The following is a 15109-nucleotide window of genomic DNA, read 5'->3' as shown; positions in this document are numbered from 1 at the left end:
CTCGACGCAAGGGCTACGACTTCGGTGTCCTGTAAGGGTGTCGCACCAGCTTCGTCGCGCAGTGGGCGGGCTAACGCGACGTGTCGGCGGCGCCTACTTCCTTACTCGCTGGAGTGCGCGGTAGAGCGTGGATCGACCCACCCCGAGATCCCGGGCGATAGCTGACGGCCCCTCCCCCGCCTCGATACGGGCAAGGGCCTTGTCGATCTGCTCCTCAGTCAGGACGCGTTTGCGTCCCTTGTACTTGCCCTTCGCCTTGGCGATGGCGATACCCTCGGCCTGGCGTTCGCGAATGATGGCCCGCTCGAACTCTGCGAACGCCCCGAGCAGCGAGAGCATCAGGTCGGCTCGAGGATCCTGGGCACCAGCAGCGTAGGTGGCCCGCTCGTGGACGAACCGCACACTCGCACCCCTCGCGGTGACCTCGCCGACGATCTGCTTGAGATCAACCAGGGAACGAGCGAGTCGGTCCATCGACGCGACAACCAGCTCATCACCGTCCCGCAGATACCTGATGCACTCTTCGAGCTTTACGCGATCAGCGCGCGAGCGTGCCGACTGTTTCTCGATATAGACCCGGTCGCACTCCCCCACCGCCTCGAGCTGACGCGCCTCGTTCTGATCCGCGGCTGACACCCGCACGTACGCCACCCGCTGCCCACGCGCATGCGAAGATCGGCGAGCCGGCTTCGGATCTGGCTTCGGCTTTGGCGTTACCTCGATGACGTTCTCCGAGTCCGTCGACTCCACCCGAAAGTTCCAACCCAACTCATCCCGACGACGGAACCGAGTCCGCACCTTCCCGCGGCTGACGATGAGCACCTCCTCGCCACCCGAACGATTCAGCAACGTCCCGATCCGATCAGCCATGTGTCCATGGCCATGAGAAAGTCCCCACTGGTGGCCAGGTCGAGGTCCCCGCTGGTGGCCAGATAAAAGTCCCCACCCTGTGTTCGTCGTGTCGACCCGGAACTGAGGGCCCAGGCGATGACGGTGAAGGTGCCAACCGATCACCATCACCGCCTGGGAGTTCCATTGAAGTCTGCGAAGGACCGTATGGACATCATTTCTGCTTACCGAGAACTCGGAAGCTATCGCGCCGCCGCCGAGGTGTGCGGCACCACCCACAAGACCGTCAAGCGTGTGGTCGACCGGTTCGAGGCCGACGATCAACCACCCGACCGCAAGGAACGGGCCCGCAACTACGATGCGGTCGCCGAGTTGGTCGCTGAGCGAGTCGAGCGGTCACACGGCCGGATCACCGCCAAGCGACTGCTGCCGGTAGCACGTGCCGCGGGCTATGAGGGCTCGGCCCGCAACTTCCGTCGTCTCGTCGCCCAGGAGAAAACACAGTGGCGCCGTGACCATCATCGTGGCCGCCGCCCGGCAGTGTGGGCGCCGGGTGACTACCTGGTCATCGATTGGGCCGTAATCGGCGGGCTACACATGTTCTGCGCGGTGGTGGCGTTCTCGCGGTGGCGTTTCGTTCGGTTCGCCACCAACGAAACAGCGACCACCACACTCGGATTCATCGCCGAGGCGTTGGAAGAGATCGGTGGAGTACCCAACAAGGTACTCGCTGATCGGATGGGCTGCCTCAAAGGTGGAGTCGTCGCCAACGTCGTCGTACCCACCCCCACGTATGTGCGGTTTGCCACCCACTACGGGTTTTCCCCGGACTTCTGTCACGGCGCCGATCCGGAATCGAAAGGGATCGTGGAGAACCTCTGCGGGTACGCGCAGTCGGATCTGGCGCAGCCGTTGTGGACCGAAGCCAAGATCGCTGCTGGTCGTGACGACGTGCAGCTGGATGTGCACGCAGCGAACCGGGCCGCGCGGGACTGGTGTGTCGAGGTCAACACCCGCCGTCACAGCGACACACTGTGCGTGCCTGCTGACCAACTCACGATCGAACGAGACACATTGAGCCCGTTGCCGTCTCTGCGGGCCCAGGTCGGTCCACCGCCGGTCACCCGTAAGGTCGATCGCCTCTCGTGTATCCGGTACGCCTCGGCCCGCTACTCGGTACCCAACCGGCTCATCGGCACCACCGTGACCCTCATCCAGGACGGTGAGCGGCTCCTGATCGCCGAACCTGCCTCCGGTGAGGTGGTCGCCGATCATCTGTTGGCCGCACCTGGTGAGGTCGTCCTCAACGATGATCACTACGGGGGGCCACGCACCCCGCCCAGTCGTGCACCACGGCCCAAAACTGCGGTAGAGAAACAGTTCTGCGATCTCGGTGAGGTTGCTGAGCAGTTCCTGGTCGGTGCCGCGGCCATCGGGAACACCCGCCTGGGCGGTGAACTCGATGACATCCTCGGGCTCGTCACCTCCCACGGCCGCGAACAGGTGCTCACCGCTCTGACCAGGGCGGTGGCGTTCCGGAGGTTCAAGGCCGCCGATGTGCGCTCGATCCTCGATGCCGGAGCCGGCACCCCCAACCCGCGACCGGCCGGCACAGCACTGTTGGGTCACCTGCCTACCGCGCCCACCCGCTCGCTGGATGCCTACAAGCTGGGCGCCGGCGACAAGGAGGTGTCATGACCACCACAACATCGACACCCGTTGCACCTCAGACAGTGCCGCCGCTACCGGCCGACCTCGATCACGCGCTACGCCGATTGAAACTGGCCTCGATCCGCCGCAGCGCACCCGAGGTCCTGCTCACCGCGAAAACCCAGCGGTGGACACCCGAAGAAGTACTGCGAACCCTGGTGGAAACCGAGATCGCCGCTCGTGATGCCTCCAACATCCGCAACCGACTCAAAGCTGCCGGGTTCCCGGTCACCAAAACCTTGGAATCGTTCGACGTGGCCGCATCCTCTATTCCGGCCAATACCTTCGAATACCTGTCTTCACTGGAATGGGTTCGGGCGCAACATAATGTCGCCCTGATCGGCCCTGCCGGGACGGGTAAGAGTCACACCCTGATCGGGTTGGGGATCGCCGCAGTGCACGCCGGACACAAAGTGCGGTACTTCACCGCCGCCGACCTCGTGGAGACCCTGTATCGCGGGCTGGCCGACAACACCGTCGGCAGAACCATCGACACCCTGCTGCGCCAAGATCTGCTCATCCTCGACGAGATCGGATTCGCCCCGCTCGACGACACCGGCACCCAACTGCTGTTCCGGCTCGTCGCCGGCGCCTACGAACGCCGATCTCTCGCGATCGCCAGCCACTGGCCCTTCGAACAATGGGGACGATTCCTGCCCGAACACACCACCGCCGCCAGCATCCTCGACCGACTCCTACACCACGCCACCATCGTCATCACCGACGGCGACTCCTACCGCATGACACACCGAACGGAGGTACCACCCACCTAAAACATCCCGCACAGGGTGGGGACTTTTACCTGGCCACCAGCGGGGACATCAAACTGGCCGTTGACATCGGAGCACCCGCAGCACCCCGTGTATCAGACAGCAGCGGGGCTAGCTTTCCACTACCCAAGTCGGGTGCTGGCGGGGCGGGCGCCACCTGTGCCCTCCATTTCTTGCCGTCCCAGTACCGTGATCCTGAACCTCCCGATGGATCTGGATACCACCCAGGTGGGGGAGGCGGTGGAGTGGTCGTATGGGTGCCCTCTCTTGACGAAACTCGACAAGATTAGCCGCACTCGTCCGTCCTTCGGCCCTGACCCTCCGCAGGATCACCCGCGGGCGACAAAGGGATATGGGGTGTCCCAGTGGCGGGTACGGGCTCGGATGGCCAGTAGGCTCAGCACGGGCCGGCCACCTTCCTGGCATGAAGCTGAGGGGCTGTGAGCATGGCAACGGACACCGGAGTCACGTACGAGACGAAAACGATCCGTGCGGTCCGCGGCATGGAGTCGCGGATTGTAAAGAAGTGGGAGGCCGACGGCTGGGAGTTGGTCTCGCAGTCGCCAGGTATGGTTCAGGTTGAAATCACCTTCCGTCGCCCCCGGCCGAAGTCTCGTCGGCTGCTTTGGATCATCGGTGGCGGCGTGGTTGTGCTCGTGCTGGCAATCATTGTGACCGTCGGGCTAGTCATCGAGAAGAACACTGCCCCGGCGAATCCCGCGCCGGGTGAAGCGACAGCTTCGCCGAGCGGGCAACCGTCCGCTGAAGCGACTGGCGAAGCAGCGTCACGGTCATCGACCCGTGATGGCGAGGTGCTCACGCCTGAGAACAGTCCTGAGTTCGCGGCTGTCCTCGCGTTCACTGACTACTGCTCGCCGGACATCGCAGCGTTTGCTGCGGCTCATCGTGGTCGAACGATCGTGTTTCCCGGCAGCATCGCCGCGATGGCACCGCACGGGAACGCGAAGACTAGGTACGACATCCTAATCAACGCGGGCGACGCTGCGTCAGCGACTGGACCGGCTTTCCAGTTCCGTGATGAGAACACCCTCAACGACCTCCACTGGGTCGGCCCGGTACCGGACACGATCGGCGTGGGGACGAACCTCGACATAACGGCCGAAGTCGACCGCTACGAGGATCGGTCGTGCCTGCTACTGCTTGAGCCGGTTGCAACCGCCGTTCGCTAGCCGTACGTAGTAGCTCGCGGCGCGCACGCCACCCACCTGTCTCGGAACGACATCCGCAGCTGTGCTGCTGTTAGGCGACATGGGAACAGGCAACGGCTAGTTGAGCCTGGAGTCGTGCTCGAGCGCACCACGCTGCCGACGCCCGCGGGCGGCAAAAACCTAACTGACCATGCTCGCCGACACCACTCCTCGGGTCCTCAGTCTGCGTAACGAGCTCTCCGGACAGGCGGATACACTCAGCGAAACCTGAGACCCAGTACCGGCAAGGAATTTCGCCCATGCACGCGGCCGATGACGCCGACAATGATCGCGACGCCCCCACGAGCTACTACCTGAGTCAAGCCGTCGCCACACTACTGATCCCAGGAACCGGTCTCACTGTGGCTGAGTGGGTTGACGACAACAAAGGTCCACTGATAATCGCGGACGGTGACCCTGCCTTTCGGGAGTGGCTGCGTCGTCTCCGCTCCGCAGCTGCTGACATGCTTGTCACTGCACCGTATGAAGCTTGGCCCATATCCGGATCAGTCGTAATCACTCGTCCCATACGAGGCAGCACCGGTAACGAACTGGTTCCCCCTCAGTCGGTGACAAGCGCGCGAAACAGCTTCTGCGTCCTGTGCGTCACGCCCGGAGCAGTCCTTCATCAGGCCTCTCATACTCCGCACACTCGTGGCGAAGTCCGGCCACAGCCGCCAGCCGCGGACGTCGCAGCGGCACCACCGTCCGGGCGCATTGGTAACGATGCTCAACTACGCTCTGCGCTATGGATTGACGCTGTTCGCCGACTGAACACGGTGCGGGAAGAGTTCGCTGCCTACGAGACCGACGCAACGGCATTCTTCCATCGCCCACTACTGGCCGATCGAACACACCCGCTCGTGCAAGCTTTCTACACTGCTTTCGCCCATGCCGATGCCTTGCGAGTAGATGGCACCGTTCCTGACGAACTCGGTTTCGTGCGTGACTTCGCCGATCGGGCCGTTGCTGCCGAAACCGCATGGAGGGCCGCGTACGCAGCTGCTTCAGCCTCGGGTGACAGCGGTCTGTCGGCTGAGCAACGAACTCTGCTGCGACGCGCTGAATCGGCAATCAAAGTGGCGCTCGACGATCGATCTCCTCCTAACGAACGAGCAACTGCCTACCGACGAGTGACCGAACTCTTCGGCAAGGCTCACATCGATGTTCCCGCGAGCATAGCCACGGAGTTGCGCCACCAAATCGAGAGCGCTACTCGCAAGACGCTCCCTGATCGACCCGGTCAAGGACTCGAGGCCCATCCAAAGATTGACAGACTCTCATGTCAATCCGCCGTTCCCGACAACAATTGTGACCAAGCAGAAGGACCAACCACATGGATGCCACCGGAATAGCAGTAGCGGTCATCATCGCGCTGGCCGTGATCGTCGGCGTCGGCTGGTTCGAATACCGCCGGCGGGAGTTCGGCAAGCTCGATGTCGAGGTACAGCACGCAGTGACAGCCGCCAGGTCTGCACGCAAGCAGTTCCGGGCTGCATCGCGGCTGATGACGACAGAAGTCGCCAGCATCGAGCGAACCATCAGCGAACTGAGCAGCGTCAAGGGCCAGCGGGTCGCCGCCGGCGGAGGAGTGACGGTCTACCAGCGATGGATCGACACCAGGCAAGGTAGCGGGTCGATCATCGGCGTCACCGCATCGGCAGCCGACGAATCCACCAACGGTGCCGGCAACGCGTACGTTGTGGTTGATGGTCCTGCAGTAAATGGTGTCGCCACCCTTGATGCATCGAAAGACCCAAAAGCCGGTCCGAACGCCTACGCGCTGGCGGCAGCGATCAACAAACAAGCACGGCTGGCCGCTGACGAGAAGAAGACGCTTCCCGAAAAGATCGAGCGAGCCAAGAGTCAGCTGACGACCGCCACACGAAGTCATGAGCAGAAGGTCGAGGCGGCACGCTCTCATTTCAGGGGACGGCTAGAAGTGCTGCCGACAGAGACTCGAGCGAAGTACTTTCGCAACGATCACGCCTAGTTTGGTCCGGCGCGCGTCACCCGTGGGGTTGGAGTTCACCCGGCGGTGATCGCGCGCTGGCTACGCGTCGTTTCGACCCGCTTGGACGCCATGTGTCTGCGACCTGCGTCGATCACTAAGCGCTGGACCAGCGGTCACGTGCTGCTGTGGTGGACAAACACTTGGTGGCCAGATGCATAGACGAGCTGTGTCGGTGACGGCCATGCTTCAGGGGCCAACCTGCGGAAGCCGGCAGACACGCTTGACTTCCGCAGGTCCTCGCTGTGAGCCATTTATTGGGTGAGTCGGCCTGCCAGCCAGTTGACTGCGATATTACCGGTAACCAATCCGACTGCGTGTCCTGGAGCTCCGATGGGCGGTAGCGATGGTGTGTTGATATTCGCCCTGGCGACGTTGGTACCCCCGCGTTTCCAAGCGTCTGCCGTGGCATTCGCATCGTCGGCGGGGACAACGTCGTCGTTCACGTTCTGCATAAGGAGTACCGGATGACTCGGTGCCGTTCGTCCCATTACGAAACTCTGGAATACGCTGTTTATCTCAGGATCGGAAGCCAACTCTTCGATTAACGGTCGCCCACTTACCGTCATCCCCTTTGTCGATCTGAAATAGTGGCCGACGACACTGCCCACCAGACACTCACCCGCAGTCTTACGCAGAAAATCTCTACCCTGACTGTTTAGTTTCGCATCGATCTTCGGCGCAAGTTGCGGATACTCAGCCCGTACCCCGTTCACGAAGTAGCCAATAACTCCGGCCGATAGCTTCCCTTCGTTGAACATCATTGTTCGCGCCGGGTTGGTCGGGGGCGCACCGACCACAGACCCTCTGATATTGAGTTCAGGGGCATAAGACTTGGCCTGTTCGGCAGCGGCGGCAGCTGCCCCGCCCCCCTGTGAGTATCCCCAGATTCCGACAGGCGCTCGGCGATCAACTGCCCCCACCGATATAGCGGCGCGCGCAGCATCAAGCACTGCGTGGGCTTGGGGAATGGGCTGCAGGTAAGGTAGCCGCCCCGGCGCCTCCGTCCCCTGAAAGTCGGTCATGGTTACAGCGAACCCTCGAGTCAAGAGGGAAGCCACGTCAAGCAGCTGTAGCTCGATCATAGGAACGCCAGAGCGGTCGGTGGTCAGTCCGCGAGTCAGCAGCTGTGAAGGTCGGCAACTCGGATCCGAGCCGTGGGTGCCAACTGCATAGGTGACCAATGGGCGAGGTCCTCTACCAGTCCACTTCGAAGCCGGAACCATAACAATTCCCGTTGTAGCGACTGGCTTGCCGCGGGTATCGGAGCTTCGATACGTGACCGAAGTCGCCTTCACCCCAGTAGGGATGGCGCCTGCCAGGAGATCCGTCTTAACAGACCGCAGCAGGCCGCCGTTCTCGACAGGGGCGTCCGCAGGCTCTGCAACGGCCGGAGCGCCCGCTGTTGCTGTTGCTGTTGCTACGAGTAGCGCAGCAGCTGCGTATCCAATCGATCTTGCTAGGAAAGTACGGGGCACATCCACTCCTTCAAAAGTACACGTTGAGTTCTCTAACTGTGAACACACATCGTACACGTTGAGTTCTCTAACTGTGAACACACATCGAACTGTCTCGGGAGAACCAGTCTTCCCCGAGGGGTTACGGGGAATGGGCCGGGTGATGAGCTCGCGCGGAAGCTTGTAACCCGCAATGAACTGGGATCCGTACTCGCGGAGCGACTCCAAGGTGACCTCGCGGCCCTCGACCGGGGTGACGACGGCGATGAGGCTCTCCCCGAACATCTCGTCCGGCCGCCCGACGACCGCCACATCGGCCACGTCCGGGTGGCCGGCGAGGGCCTGTTCGACCTCCACCGAGTACACGTTGCGCCCGCCCGTGATGATCATGTCCTTCATCCGATCAACGATCGTGATAAACCCGTCGGCGTCCCGGACCGCCACGTCGCCGCTGTGCAGCCAGCCGTCGCGGAGCGCATCGGCGGTGGCCTCGGGCTTGTTCCAGTAGCCCTTCATGATGGTCTCGCCTCGGTAAATGATCTCCCCGGGCTCGCCGACCGCGGTGTCGTTGCCCTCGTCGTCGACGATCCGCGTCTCGGCGTTAGTGATGGACGCCCGTCCGGTGGCATCTGGGCGGGCGCGTACTTCGTCCGGAGTGAGGAAGATGCCGGTCGGGCCGCCTTCGGTTTGGCCGCACAGCTGGAAGAACTGCACGTGCGGCAGGGTGGCGAGCAAGCTGGTCGCCGCGCTCGGCGGCATTGGTGCGGCGCCGAAGAAGCCCAGCCGCCACGCGGACAGATCGCGCGTGCCGAGCTCGGGGTGCTGCAGCAGCATCTGGTACATGGTGGGCACGCCCAGGAACACGGTGATGCGGTGCTTCTCCAGCGCATCCAGGACCGCCTTGGGCTCGAACGCTGGCAGCACCACGTGAGTGGTGCCCAGGCTGAACCCTGACATAACGAACAGGACCAGCTCCGCGCAGTGGTACATCGGCGCGACGTGCAGATTCCGGTCGAAGATATTCATACCGAGTGCGGAAACCGAGTTCCCCACCCACAGCATGCGGTGATGGTCGAACACCGCTCCCTTGGGACGCCCGGTCGTGCCCGAGGTGTAGAGGATAATGCAGTCGTCGTCCTCGATGACCTCCACTTCCGGCGCGGTGGTCGGCATGGTGTCTGCGAGCCGCGCGATGCCCTGCGCGGCGGGCTCGTCCAGCACCAGACTTTGCGGCGCGGACGGCAGCGGATCGAGTTCGTCGAGGCCGGCCACCACCACCGCGAGCCCCTCGGAGTACAGCAGCACCGTCGCACCGGAGTCCTCGAGCAGGTAGCGAAGTTCGCGGGCCGGCACGCGAGGGTTGAGAGGCACGGCAATGGCCCCCAGTCGGAACGCTCCGTACAGGCCCAGGATGTACGCGTCGGAGTTCGGGCTCAGCAGTGCCACCCTGTCGCCCTTGCCGACTCCGAGCGACGCCAACGCGTGCGCATACTGATTGATCCGGGCCGCGAGCTGCTCGTACGAGTAGGTGCTCTCGCCGAAGATCAGTGCGGTCTTGTCCGGGTGCCGGCGGGCATTGAGCGCGAGGGCGCCTCCGAGAGTGGCCATGGTGACTCCTGAGGTGTCGATGACTCCGAGATCGGATATGTGACCCCGGACACAGCAGGAACAGTAACCGCCAGCGTGATGCTTGTACAGATGTTCAGTGAAAGTGAAACTCGAGTCAGGTGGCTGACCCGTGGGAACGATCGACAGCTCCTCCCCCGGACACGCTCACGCCGAGTTCGGGCTTGCTGCGCCCCTCGGTGTGGGTAAAGGTCCCGAGGTGGGTCCAGACGGCATCCACCAGCGGCTGCAGGAACAGCCGGCCCATCTGGTTGATGATCACGTCGACCACCTGGACGGAGTCGGCGCGACCCCGCGAGGCCGCGCCGGTCTCGCGCATCGCAACGACCTCCCGGTGGGTAAGTTCGGTGAGCCGCTCCAGCAGTTGCCCCCGCTGACCACCGGGTTCGAGTAGCGCCCGGCGGAGATAGTTGACCACCTCCGGGTTTCTGACCAGCATTTCCGAGACAGCCTCGTTCCGCACGCGAGCGATTTCTTCGCCGGCCCCGTCGGTCGGCGCCGAAGCAAGGGCCGACGCAAAACGCTCCACGACGATCTGCTCCACGGCCTCGCGGAGGCCGTCTTTGGACCCGTAGTGATGGACCACCAGCCCTACGGTAACCCCGGCGGCGGCCGCGACCGCCCGCATCGGTGTGCGGTCCTCGCCGTTGGCCGCGTAAAGCTCGAGAGCGGCGTTGCGGATTCGCGCTTTGGCGGTGAGATCTTGGTCGCCGGAGTGCTGGGCGGGGCGGTCCACGCGGTCTCCCTTCGGTCGACAAACGAGTCTACGGGGACGCGCCAATCGCTAAAGCTATACAGTGGCTAAGTTTACTGACTACTTGTATAGTCGCTGAAATGAGTCCCAGATCGCTCCGACCCCTGGCCGGCATACAGGTCGTCTCTTTGGCTACCAACCTGCCCGGTCCGCTGGCCGTGGCAGGCCTTCGTGACCTCGGCGCAGCGGTGATCAAAGTGGAGCCGCCGGTGGGTGACGCCTTGGCCGTGGCCGCGCCCTCCTGGTACGCAGAACTGACACAGGGAGTGGAGGTTCGTCGGGCCGACCTCAAAAGTCGTAGCGGCCTGGAGGAGCTGACCAGGCTGCTCGATACGGCGGACGTGTTGGTGACCGCCATGCGCCCGTCAGCGTTCTGCCGACTCGGCCTCGGCGATCTCAGCGACCGCTACCCGCGGTTGTGCCATGTGGAGATCGTGGGCTACGACGGCGCCGACGAGGAGGTCGCGGGCCACGACCTGACATATCAGGCGAGATACGGCACCATCCGGCCGCCGCACCTGCCGCTGGTCCCGGTCGCCGACACCGTCGGTGGGGAGCGGGCCATCTCGGCCGCCCTGGCCCTGCTGCTGGCCCGGGGACAGCACGACTCCGGCGGACATCAACGCATCACTCTCGACGCGGCCGCGTACGACTCCGCGGCTGCCCTCCGGCACGGCCTGTTTGGCAATGGAGCACCACTGGGCGGGGCTCTGCCCTCCTACAACATCTATGCCACCGCCGACGGCCACATCGCCCTGGGGGCACTCGAACCGCACTTCGAGGCCCGCACCAGAGAAGTACTCGATTGCGACGGCACATCCGCCGCCTACACCCGCGCCTTCGCCGCGCACACCACGGCCCACTGGGAGGATCTGGCCGCGCGCCACGACATCCCGCTCACCGCCGTTCGCGATGCCCACCCGGCCACAGCGCAGACCACTCACGCGCCCACGGCGCCCACCACCTGACCACCTTGAGGAAGGACCCAGTCATGACCGACTCCCCCCAGCCCCGTAGTTCCCGAGCCACCCGCGAGGCCGTGATCGTCGATGCCGTCCGGACCCCGGTCGGCAAGCGCGGCGGGGCGCTGGCCGCCTGGCATCCCGCCGATCTGCTGGGGGCCACCCTCAGTGAACTGGTTCGCCGCAGTGATGTGGCGCCGGAGAAAATCGACGACGTGATCGCTGGCTGTGTGATGACGCACGACCAGCAGAGCTCCAACATCGCTCGCCATGCGGTGCTCTCCTCCGGCCTGCCCGATTCGGTGCCGGCCGTGACCGTGGACCGACAGTGCGGCTCGGGGCAGCAAGCTGTCGCATTTGCCGCCCACGGTGTGGAGGCGGGGTCCTACGACCTCGCCATCGCATGCGGCGTGGAGTCGATGTCACAGGTGGCGCTGCCATCCTCATTACAACCCGGCGCCCCGCTAGGCCCGCAATACTCCCCCCGCGAACTGGCCCGCTACGACGGCGGACTGCTGGTTCAAGGCCCGTCCAGTGAGCTGATGAACACCCGCTTCGACCTCAGCCGGGAGGAACTCGACGCCTTCAGCCGCCGGAGCCACGAGCGGGCGCTGGCTGCCACCCGCGACGGCCGCTTCGAGACCCAGCTGGTTCCGCTGCGCCGCGACCCGCTCGATGACTCCAGCGAGCCCGTGACCGCGGATGAGGGGATCCGGGCCGAGCTCGACCCAGAGAAGATGGCGTCCCTGCGGGCGGTGTTCGCCGAAGACGGCAAGACCACCGCAGCCAACTCCTCCCAGCTCAGCGACGGCGCCGCCGCACTACTCATCGCCGACCGCGAGTTCGCCGAGGCCCACGGGCTCACCCCCCGCGCCCGCTTCGTGGTCCACGCGGTCGCCGCGGCCGATCCGATCATCCAGTTCACCGCAATCCTCGAGTCCACCCGCAAGGCCCTGGACCGGTCGGGGCTCACGGTGGACGATATCGACCTGTTCGAGGTCAACGAAGCGTTCGCGGGAGTACCGCTGATGTTCCAAAAAGAGTTCGGCGTCCCCGACGACAAACTCAACGTCAACGGCGGCTCGGTGGCTGTCGGCCACCCCCTCGGATCCACCGGCGCCCGCATGATGACGGACCTGCTGACCGAACTCGAACGCACCGGCAGCCGATACGGGCTACAGACCATCTGCGAAGCCCACGGCACCGCTAACACCACCATCATCGAACGCCTCTGACGAGCCCCCTCCGTCCCAGCCACCGTCCCAACCCCACTTCAGGAGCACCAACATGACGTCCCACCCCATCGTCACCGGTCTGCCGTCGACACACGGTGACAGTTACCAGCTCAACACCACCACCCTGCTGCGGCACTCCGCCCGGACCTACCCCGAGCAGGAGATCGTATTCCGCACCATCGACGGGGGCTGGGACCGCTACACCTACGCAGACATGTTCGAGCGGGTCGGGAAGTCAGCCCACGCGCTCACCGGGCTGGGGGCCGGCCCCGGAACGGTGGTGGGAATCCTGGATTGGAACTCCAAACGCCATATGGAGCTGTACTGGGCGATTCCCGGTATCGCATCGGTGATGCTGCAGATGAACCTGCGGCTCGCCCCGGTGGACCTGGCCTATGTCACCGACCACGCCGAAGCCTCGATCGTGCTGGTCGACGAGTCCCTGCTGCCCGTGGCCGAGGCGCTGGTCGAGCAGGGCGTCGGGGTGAAGACCTGGGTGGTCATGACGGACAAGCCACTCTCGGAGATCTCCACCACCCTGCCCGGGGTCGTCCACTGGGAAGACGCGCTGACGGCCGCGGAATCGACCTTCGACTGGCCGATGATCGACGAAACCTCGGCGTACAGCGCGTGCTACACCACCGGCACCACCGGCCGCCCCAAGGGCGTGTACTACTCCCATCGCGGGATCTACCTCCACACTCTTGCCGAGGCAGCGCAGTTGAAGATGGGCGACGACGACACCGTCATGGTCATCACCCCGATGTTCCACGGCCAGGGCTGGGGACTGCCGCAGTCGGCCATCTACTCGGCCGCCAAGGTCGTGCTGCCCGGACGGTATACGGCCGAGGACACCTCTGTGCTGGTTGACGCGATGATCTCCGAGTCCGTCACCGTAGCCAACGGTGCCCCCGCGATCTTCGAGCCGATGCTCGACTACATCCGCACACTCAAGACGCGCCCGGACTTCAGCCGCGCCCGTCTGCTGTCCGGGGCGACCGAACCGTCGCTCACGCTCATGCGCGGCTTCCATGACCTCACCGGCGCCGACATCATCCACGCCTACGGCGCCACGGAGACCACTCCGCTGGTCACCGTCAACGCAGGCCTGAAGCACACGCTGCGGGACGTGCTCAGTGAGAAGGAGAAGTGGGATCTCAAGCGGGCCCAGGGTCTGCTGGTCAACGGGATCGACATCAAGGTCGTCGGACCGGACGGAACCGAACTACCCCACGACGGTGTCTCCCAGGGCGAGGTGCTCATGCGCGGCCCGTGGATCATCGAGCGCTACCACAAGATGGAAGACAAAGGCGGCGCGTTCGCCGATGGGTGGTGGCGCAGCGGCGATGCCGGCACGATCCGCCCCGACGGCTACCTCAAGCTGACCGACCGCATCAAGGACGTGGTCAAAAGCGGCGGCGAATGGATCTCCTCGATCGACATGGAAAACGCGATCGTCGCCCACCCACAGGTCCGCGAAGCCGCCGTGGTGGGGATCGAGCATCCCAAGTGGCAAGAGCGCCCGGTTGCGATCGTCGTCCAAGAAGACGGTGCCGATCTTGACGTCGACGACATCCACGCCGTGTTGGAAGACAAGTTCGCCAAGTGGCAACTGCCCGACATCGTCATCTTCGCCGACGCGCTGCCGCGCACCAGCGTCGGCAAGTTGGACAAAAAGACGCTACGCACCGACCACGCCGATCTCTACCGGGGAGCCGAGGAATGAACAACCGGAGCGGACACGATGATGTGGTGCGCAGCGAACGACGCGGAGCCGTCGCGATCCTGCGCATCAACCGACCCGAGGCCCGGAATGCACTGAACGCCGCGGTGTTCGCAGCCTTGAACAGGCACCTAGCCGAGCTGCGGACCGATGACTCCGTGCGCGCCATAGTTTTGGCCGGCGCGAGCGGCGTGTTCTGCGCTGGAGCAGACATCACCGCGTTCGACGCCCTGCGGGCCGATCCGTTGATCGGGCAGCGGCGGGCCTCCGGGGGGACTCTATGGGCCGACCTGGAGAACTTCCCCAAACCGGTGATCGCAGCCGTCGAGGGCCTGGCCCTGGGGGGCGGGCTCGAACTCGTCCTGGCCTGCGACACCAGCATCGTCGGCCAGGGTGCCCGCCTTGGATTACCCGAGGTCAAGCTCGGCGTCATCCCCGGCGGCGGCGGCACCCAACGACTCATCCGGGCGCTCGGCAAACCTCGCGCCATGGCACTGCTGCTCAGCGGCGACCTGGTCACCGGGACCGAGGCCGCCACCCTCGGCCTGGTGGGAAAGGTGGTCGACGACGACGAGGTCGTCGAACAGGCGATCGCCCTGGCGCAGCGGATCTCGGCTAATTCCCCGCTGGCCGTGGCCCTGGCCAAAGACGCCGCCCTGGCCGCGCAGACCGGGTCGATAGCCGCAGGGCTCGAGCACGAAAAGCGCAACTTCGTCTATTCACTCGCCTCAGACGACAGCCACGAGGGCCAGGCCGCCTTCGTGGCCAAGCGTTCGCCGAACTTCACCGGCCGCTGACCCGGCC

At 64.5% G+C, this 15109-nt stretch carries 11 protein-coding genes and 1 pseudogene; 8 read left to right on the top strand and 4 right to left on the bottom strand.

Annotation, left to right across the window (positions count from 1 at the left end):
- Nucleotides 1-93 precede the first annotated feature (93 nt).
- Nucleotides 94-870, bottom strand: coding sequence for a recombinase family protein (locus P5P27_RS04580; RefSeq protein ID WP_006898352.1), 777 nt, complete (start codon nucleotides 868-870; stop codon nucleotides 94-96).
- 165 nt (nucleotides 871-1035) lie between these two features.
- On the opposite strand from P5P27_RS04580, the gene istA reads away from it, so the two are divergent.
- Complete coding sequence (gene istA, locus P5P27_RS04575; RefSeq protein ID WP_075845131.1) at nucleotides 1036-2547, top strand: IS21 family transposase; 1512 nt, start codon at nucleotides 1036-1038, stop codon at nucleotides 2545-2547.
- Entirely contained in the window at nucleotides 2544-3332 is a 789-nt protein-coding gene (gene istB, locus P5P27_RS04570) for an IS21-like element helper ATPase IstB (protein WP_062394395.1), read from the top strand. Before istA ends, istB begins: the two co-directional genes overlap by 4 nt.
- A gap of 25 nt (nucleotides 3333-3357) precedes the next feature.
- Here the strand turns inward: istB and P5P27_RS20745 are convergent.
- A pseudogene (locus tag P5P27_RS20745) lies at nucleotides 3358-3513 on the bottom strand (hypothetical protein); the annotation flags it as partial.
- A gap of 262 nt (nucleotides 3514-3775) precedes the next feature.
- On the opposite strand from P5P27_RS20745, the gene P5P27_RS04565 reads away from it, so the two are divergent.
- On the top strand, nucleotides 3776-4519 hold the full coding sequence (locus P5P27_RS04565) for a DUF4839 domain-containing protein (protein WP_075844772.1): 744 nt from the start codon (nucleotides 3776-3778) through the stop codon (nucleotides 4517-4519).
- Between the two features lie 1354 nt (nucleotides 4520-5873).
- The gene (locus P5P27_RS04560; RefSeq protein ID WP_006898340.1) at nucleotides 5874-6530 is read left to right on the top strand and encodes a hypothetical protein; all 657 of its coding nucleotides are present in this window, start codon (nucleotides 5874-5876) and stop codon (nucleotides 6528-6530) included.
- A gap of 272 nt (nucleotides 6531-6802) precedes the next feature.
- Here P5P27_RS04560 and P5P27_RS04555 read toward each other — a convergent pair whose 3' ends face one another.
- Both P5P27_RS04555 and P5P27_RS04550 read right to left on the bottom strand, forming a co-directional pair.
- Nucleotides 6803-9613 carry an AMP-binding protein gene (locus tag P5P27_RS04555; RefSeq protein WP_156896117.1) on the bottom strand — a complete coding sequence of 937 codons (2811 nt, stop codon included), beginning with the start codon at nucleotides 9611-9613 and terminating at the stop codon, nucleotides 6803-6805.
- Nucleotides 9614-9728: 115 nt separating this feature from the next.
- The gene (locus P5P27_RS04550; RefSeq protein ID WP_006897085.1) at nucleotides 9729-10367 is read right to left on the bottom strand and encodes a TetR/AcrR family transcriptional regulator; all 639 of its coding nucleotides are present in this window, start codon (nucleotides 10365-10367) and stop codon (nucleotides 9729-9731) included.
- A gap of 98 nt (nucleotides 10368-10465) precedes the next feature.
- Here P5P27_RS04550 and P5P27_RS04545 point away from each other — a divergent pair, with 98 nt between their 5' ends.
- From P5P27_RS04545 to P5P27_RS04530, 4 genes are read left to right on the top strand one after another with little or no spacing between them, the layout of a single operon-like run.
- Entirely contained in the window at nucleotides 10466-11353 is an 888-nt protein-coding gene (locus P5P27_RS04545; protein WP_008382193.1) for a CoA transferase, read from the top strand.
- 23 nt (nucleotides 11354-11376) lie between these two features.
- Nucleotides 11377-12582 (top strand): thiolase family protein, encoded by a 1206-nt coding sequence (locus tag P5P27_RS04540; protein WP_006897083.1) that lies wholly within the window; start codon nucleotides 11377-11379, stop codon nucleotides 12580-12582.
- 52 nt (nucleotides 12583-12634) lie between these two features.
- The gene (locus P5P27_RS04535; RefSeq protein WP_006897082.1) at nucleotides 12635-14308 is read left to right on the top strand and encodes a long-chain-fatty-acid--CoA ligase; all 1674 of its coding nucleotides are present in this window, start codon (nucleotides 12635-12637) and stop codon (nucleotides 14306-14308) included.
- Nucleotides 14305-15102, top strand: coding sequence for an enoyl-CoA hydratase/isomerase family protein (locus P5P27_RS04530; protein ID WP_039867704.1), 798 nt, complete (start codon nucleotides 14305-14307; stop codon nucleotides 15100-15102). Before P5P27_RS04535 ends, P5P27_RS04530 begins: the two co-directional genes overlap by 4 nt.
- Nucleotides 15103-15109: the final 7 nt, after the last annotated feature.

This window comes from Gordonia sihwensis (genome assembly GCF_029632925.1).
GTDB lineage: Bacteria > Actinomycetota > Actinomycetes > Mycobacteriales > Mycobacteriaceae > Gordonia > Gordonia sihwensis.
The sequence above is the reverse complement of the archived record's forward strand: the minus strand, read 5'-3'. Positions and strand labels throughout refer to the sequence as shown.

Excerpts from the sequence above, each read along its gene's own strand:
- P5P27_RS04580 (WP_006898352.1), bottom strand. The coding sequence starts at position 870 with ATGGCTGATCGGATCGGGACGTTGCTGAATCGTTCGGGTGGCGAGGAG.
- P5P27_RS04545 (WP_008382193.1), top strand. The coding sequence starts at position 10,466 with ATGAGTCCCAGATCGCTCCGACCCCTGGCCGGCATACAGGTCGTCTCT.
- P5P27_RS04555 (WP_156896117.1), bottom strand. The coding sequence starts at position 9,613 with ATGGCCACTCTCGGAGGCGCCCTCGCGCTCAATGCCCGCCGGCACCCG.
- P5P27_RS04535 (WP_006897082.1), top strand. The coding sequence starts at position 12,635 with ATGACGTCCCACCCCATCGTCACCGGTCTGCCGTCGACACACGGTGAC.
- P5P27_RS04530 (WP_039867704.1), top strand. The coding sequence starts at position 14,305 with ATGAACAACCGGAGCGGACACGATGATGTGGTGCGCAGCGAACGACGC.
- P5P27_RS04560 (WP_006898340.1), top strand. The coding sequence starts at position 5,874 with ATGGATGCCACCGGAATAGCAGTAGCGGTCATCATCGCGCTGGCCGTG.
- P5P27_RS04540 (WP_006897083.1), top strand. The coding sequence starts at position 11,377 with ATGACCGACTCCCCCCAGCCCCGTAGTTCCCGAGCCACCCGCGAGGCC.
- istB (WP_062394395.1), top strand. The coding sequence starts at position 2,544 with ATGACCACCACAACATCGACACCCGTTGCACCTCAGACAGTGCCGCCG.
- P5P27_RS04565 (WP_075844772.1), top strand. The coding sequence starts at position 3,776 with ATGGCAACGGACACCGGAGTCACGTACGAGACGAAAACGATCCGTGCG.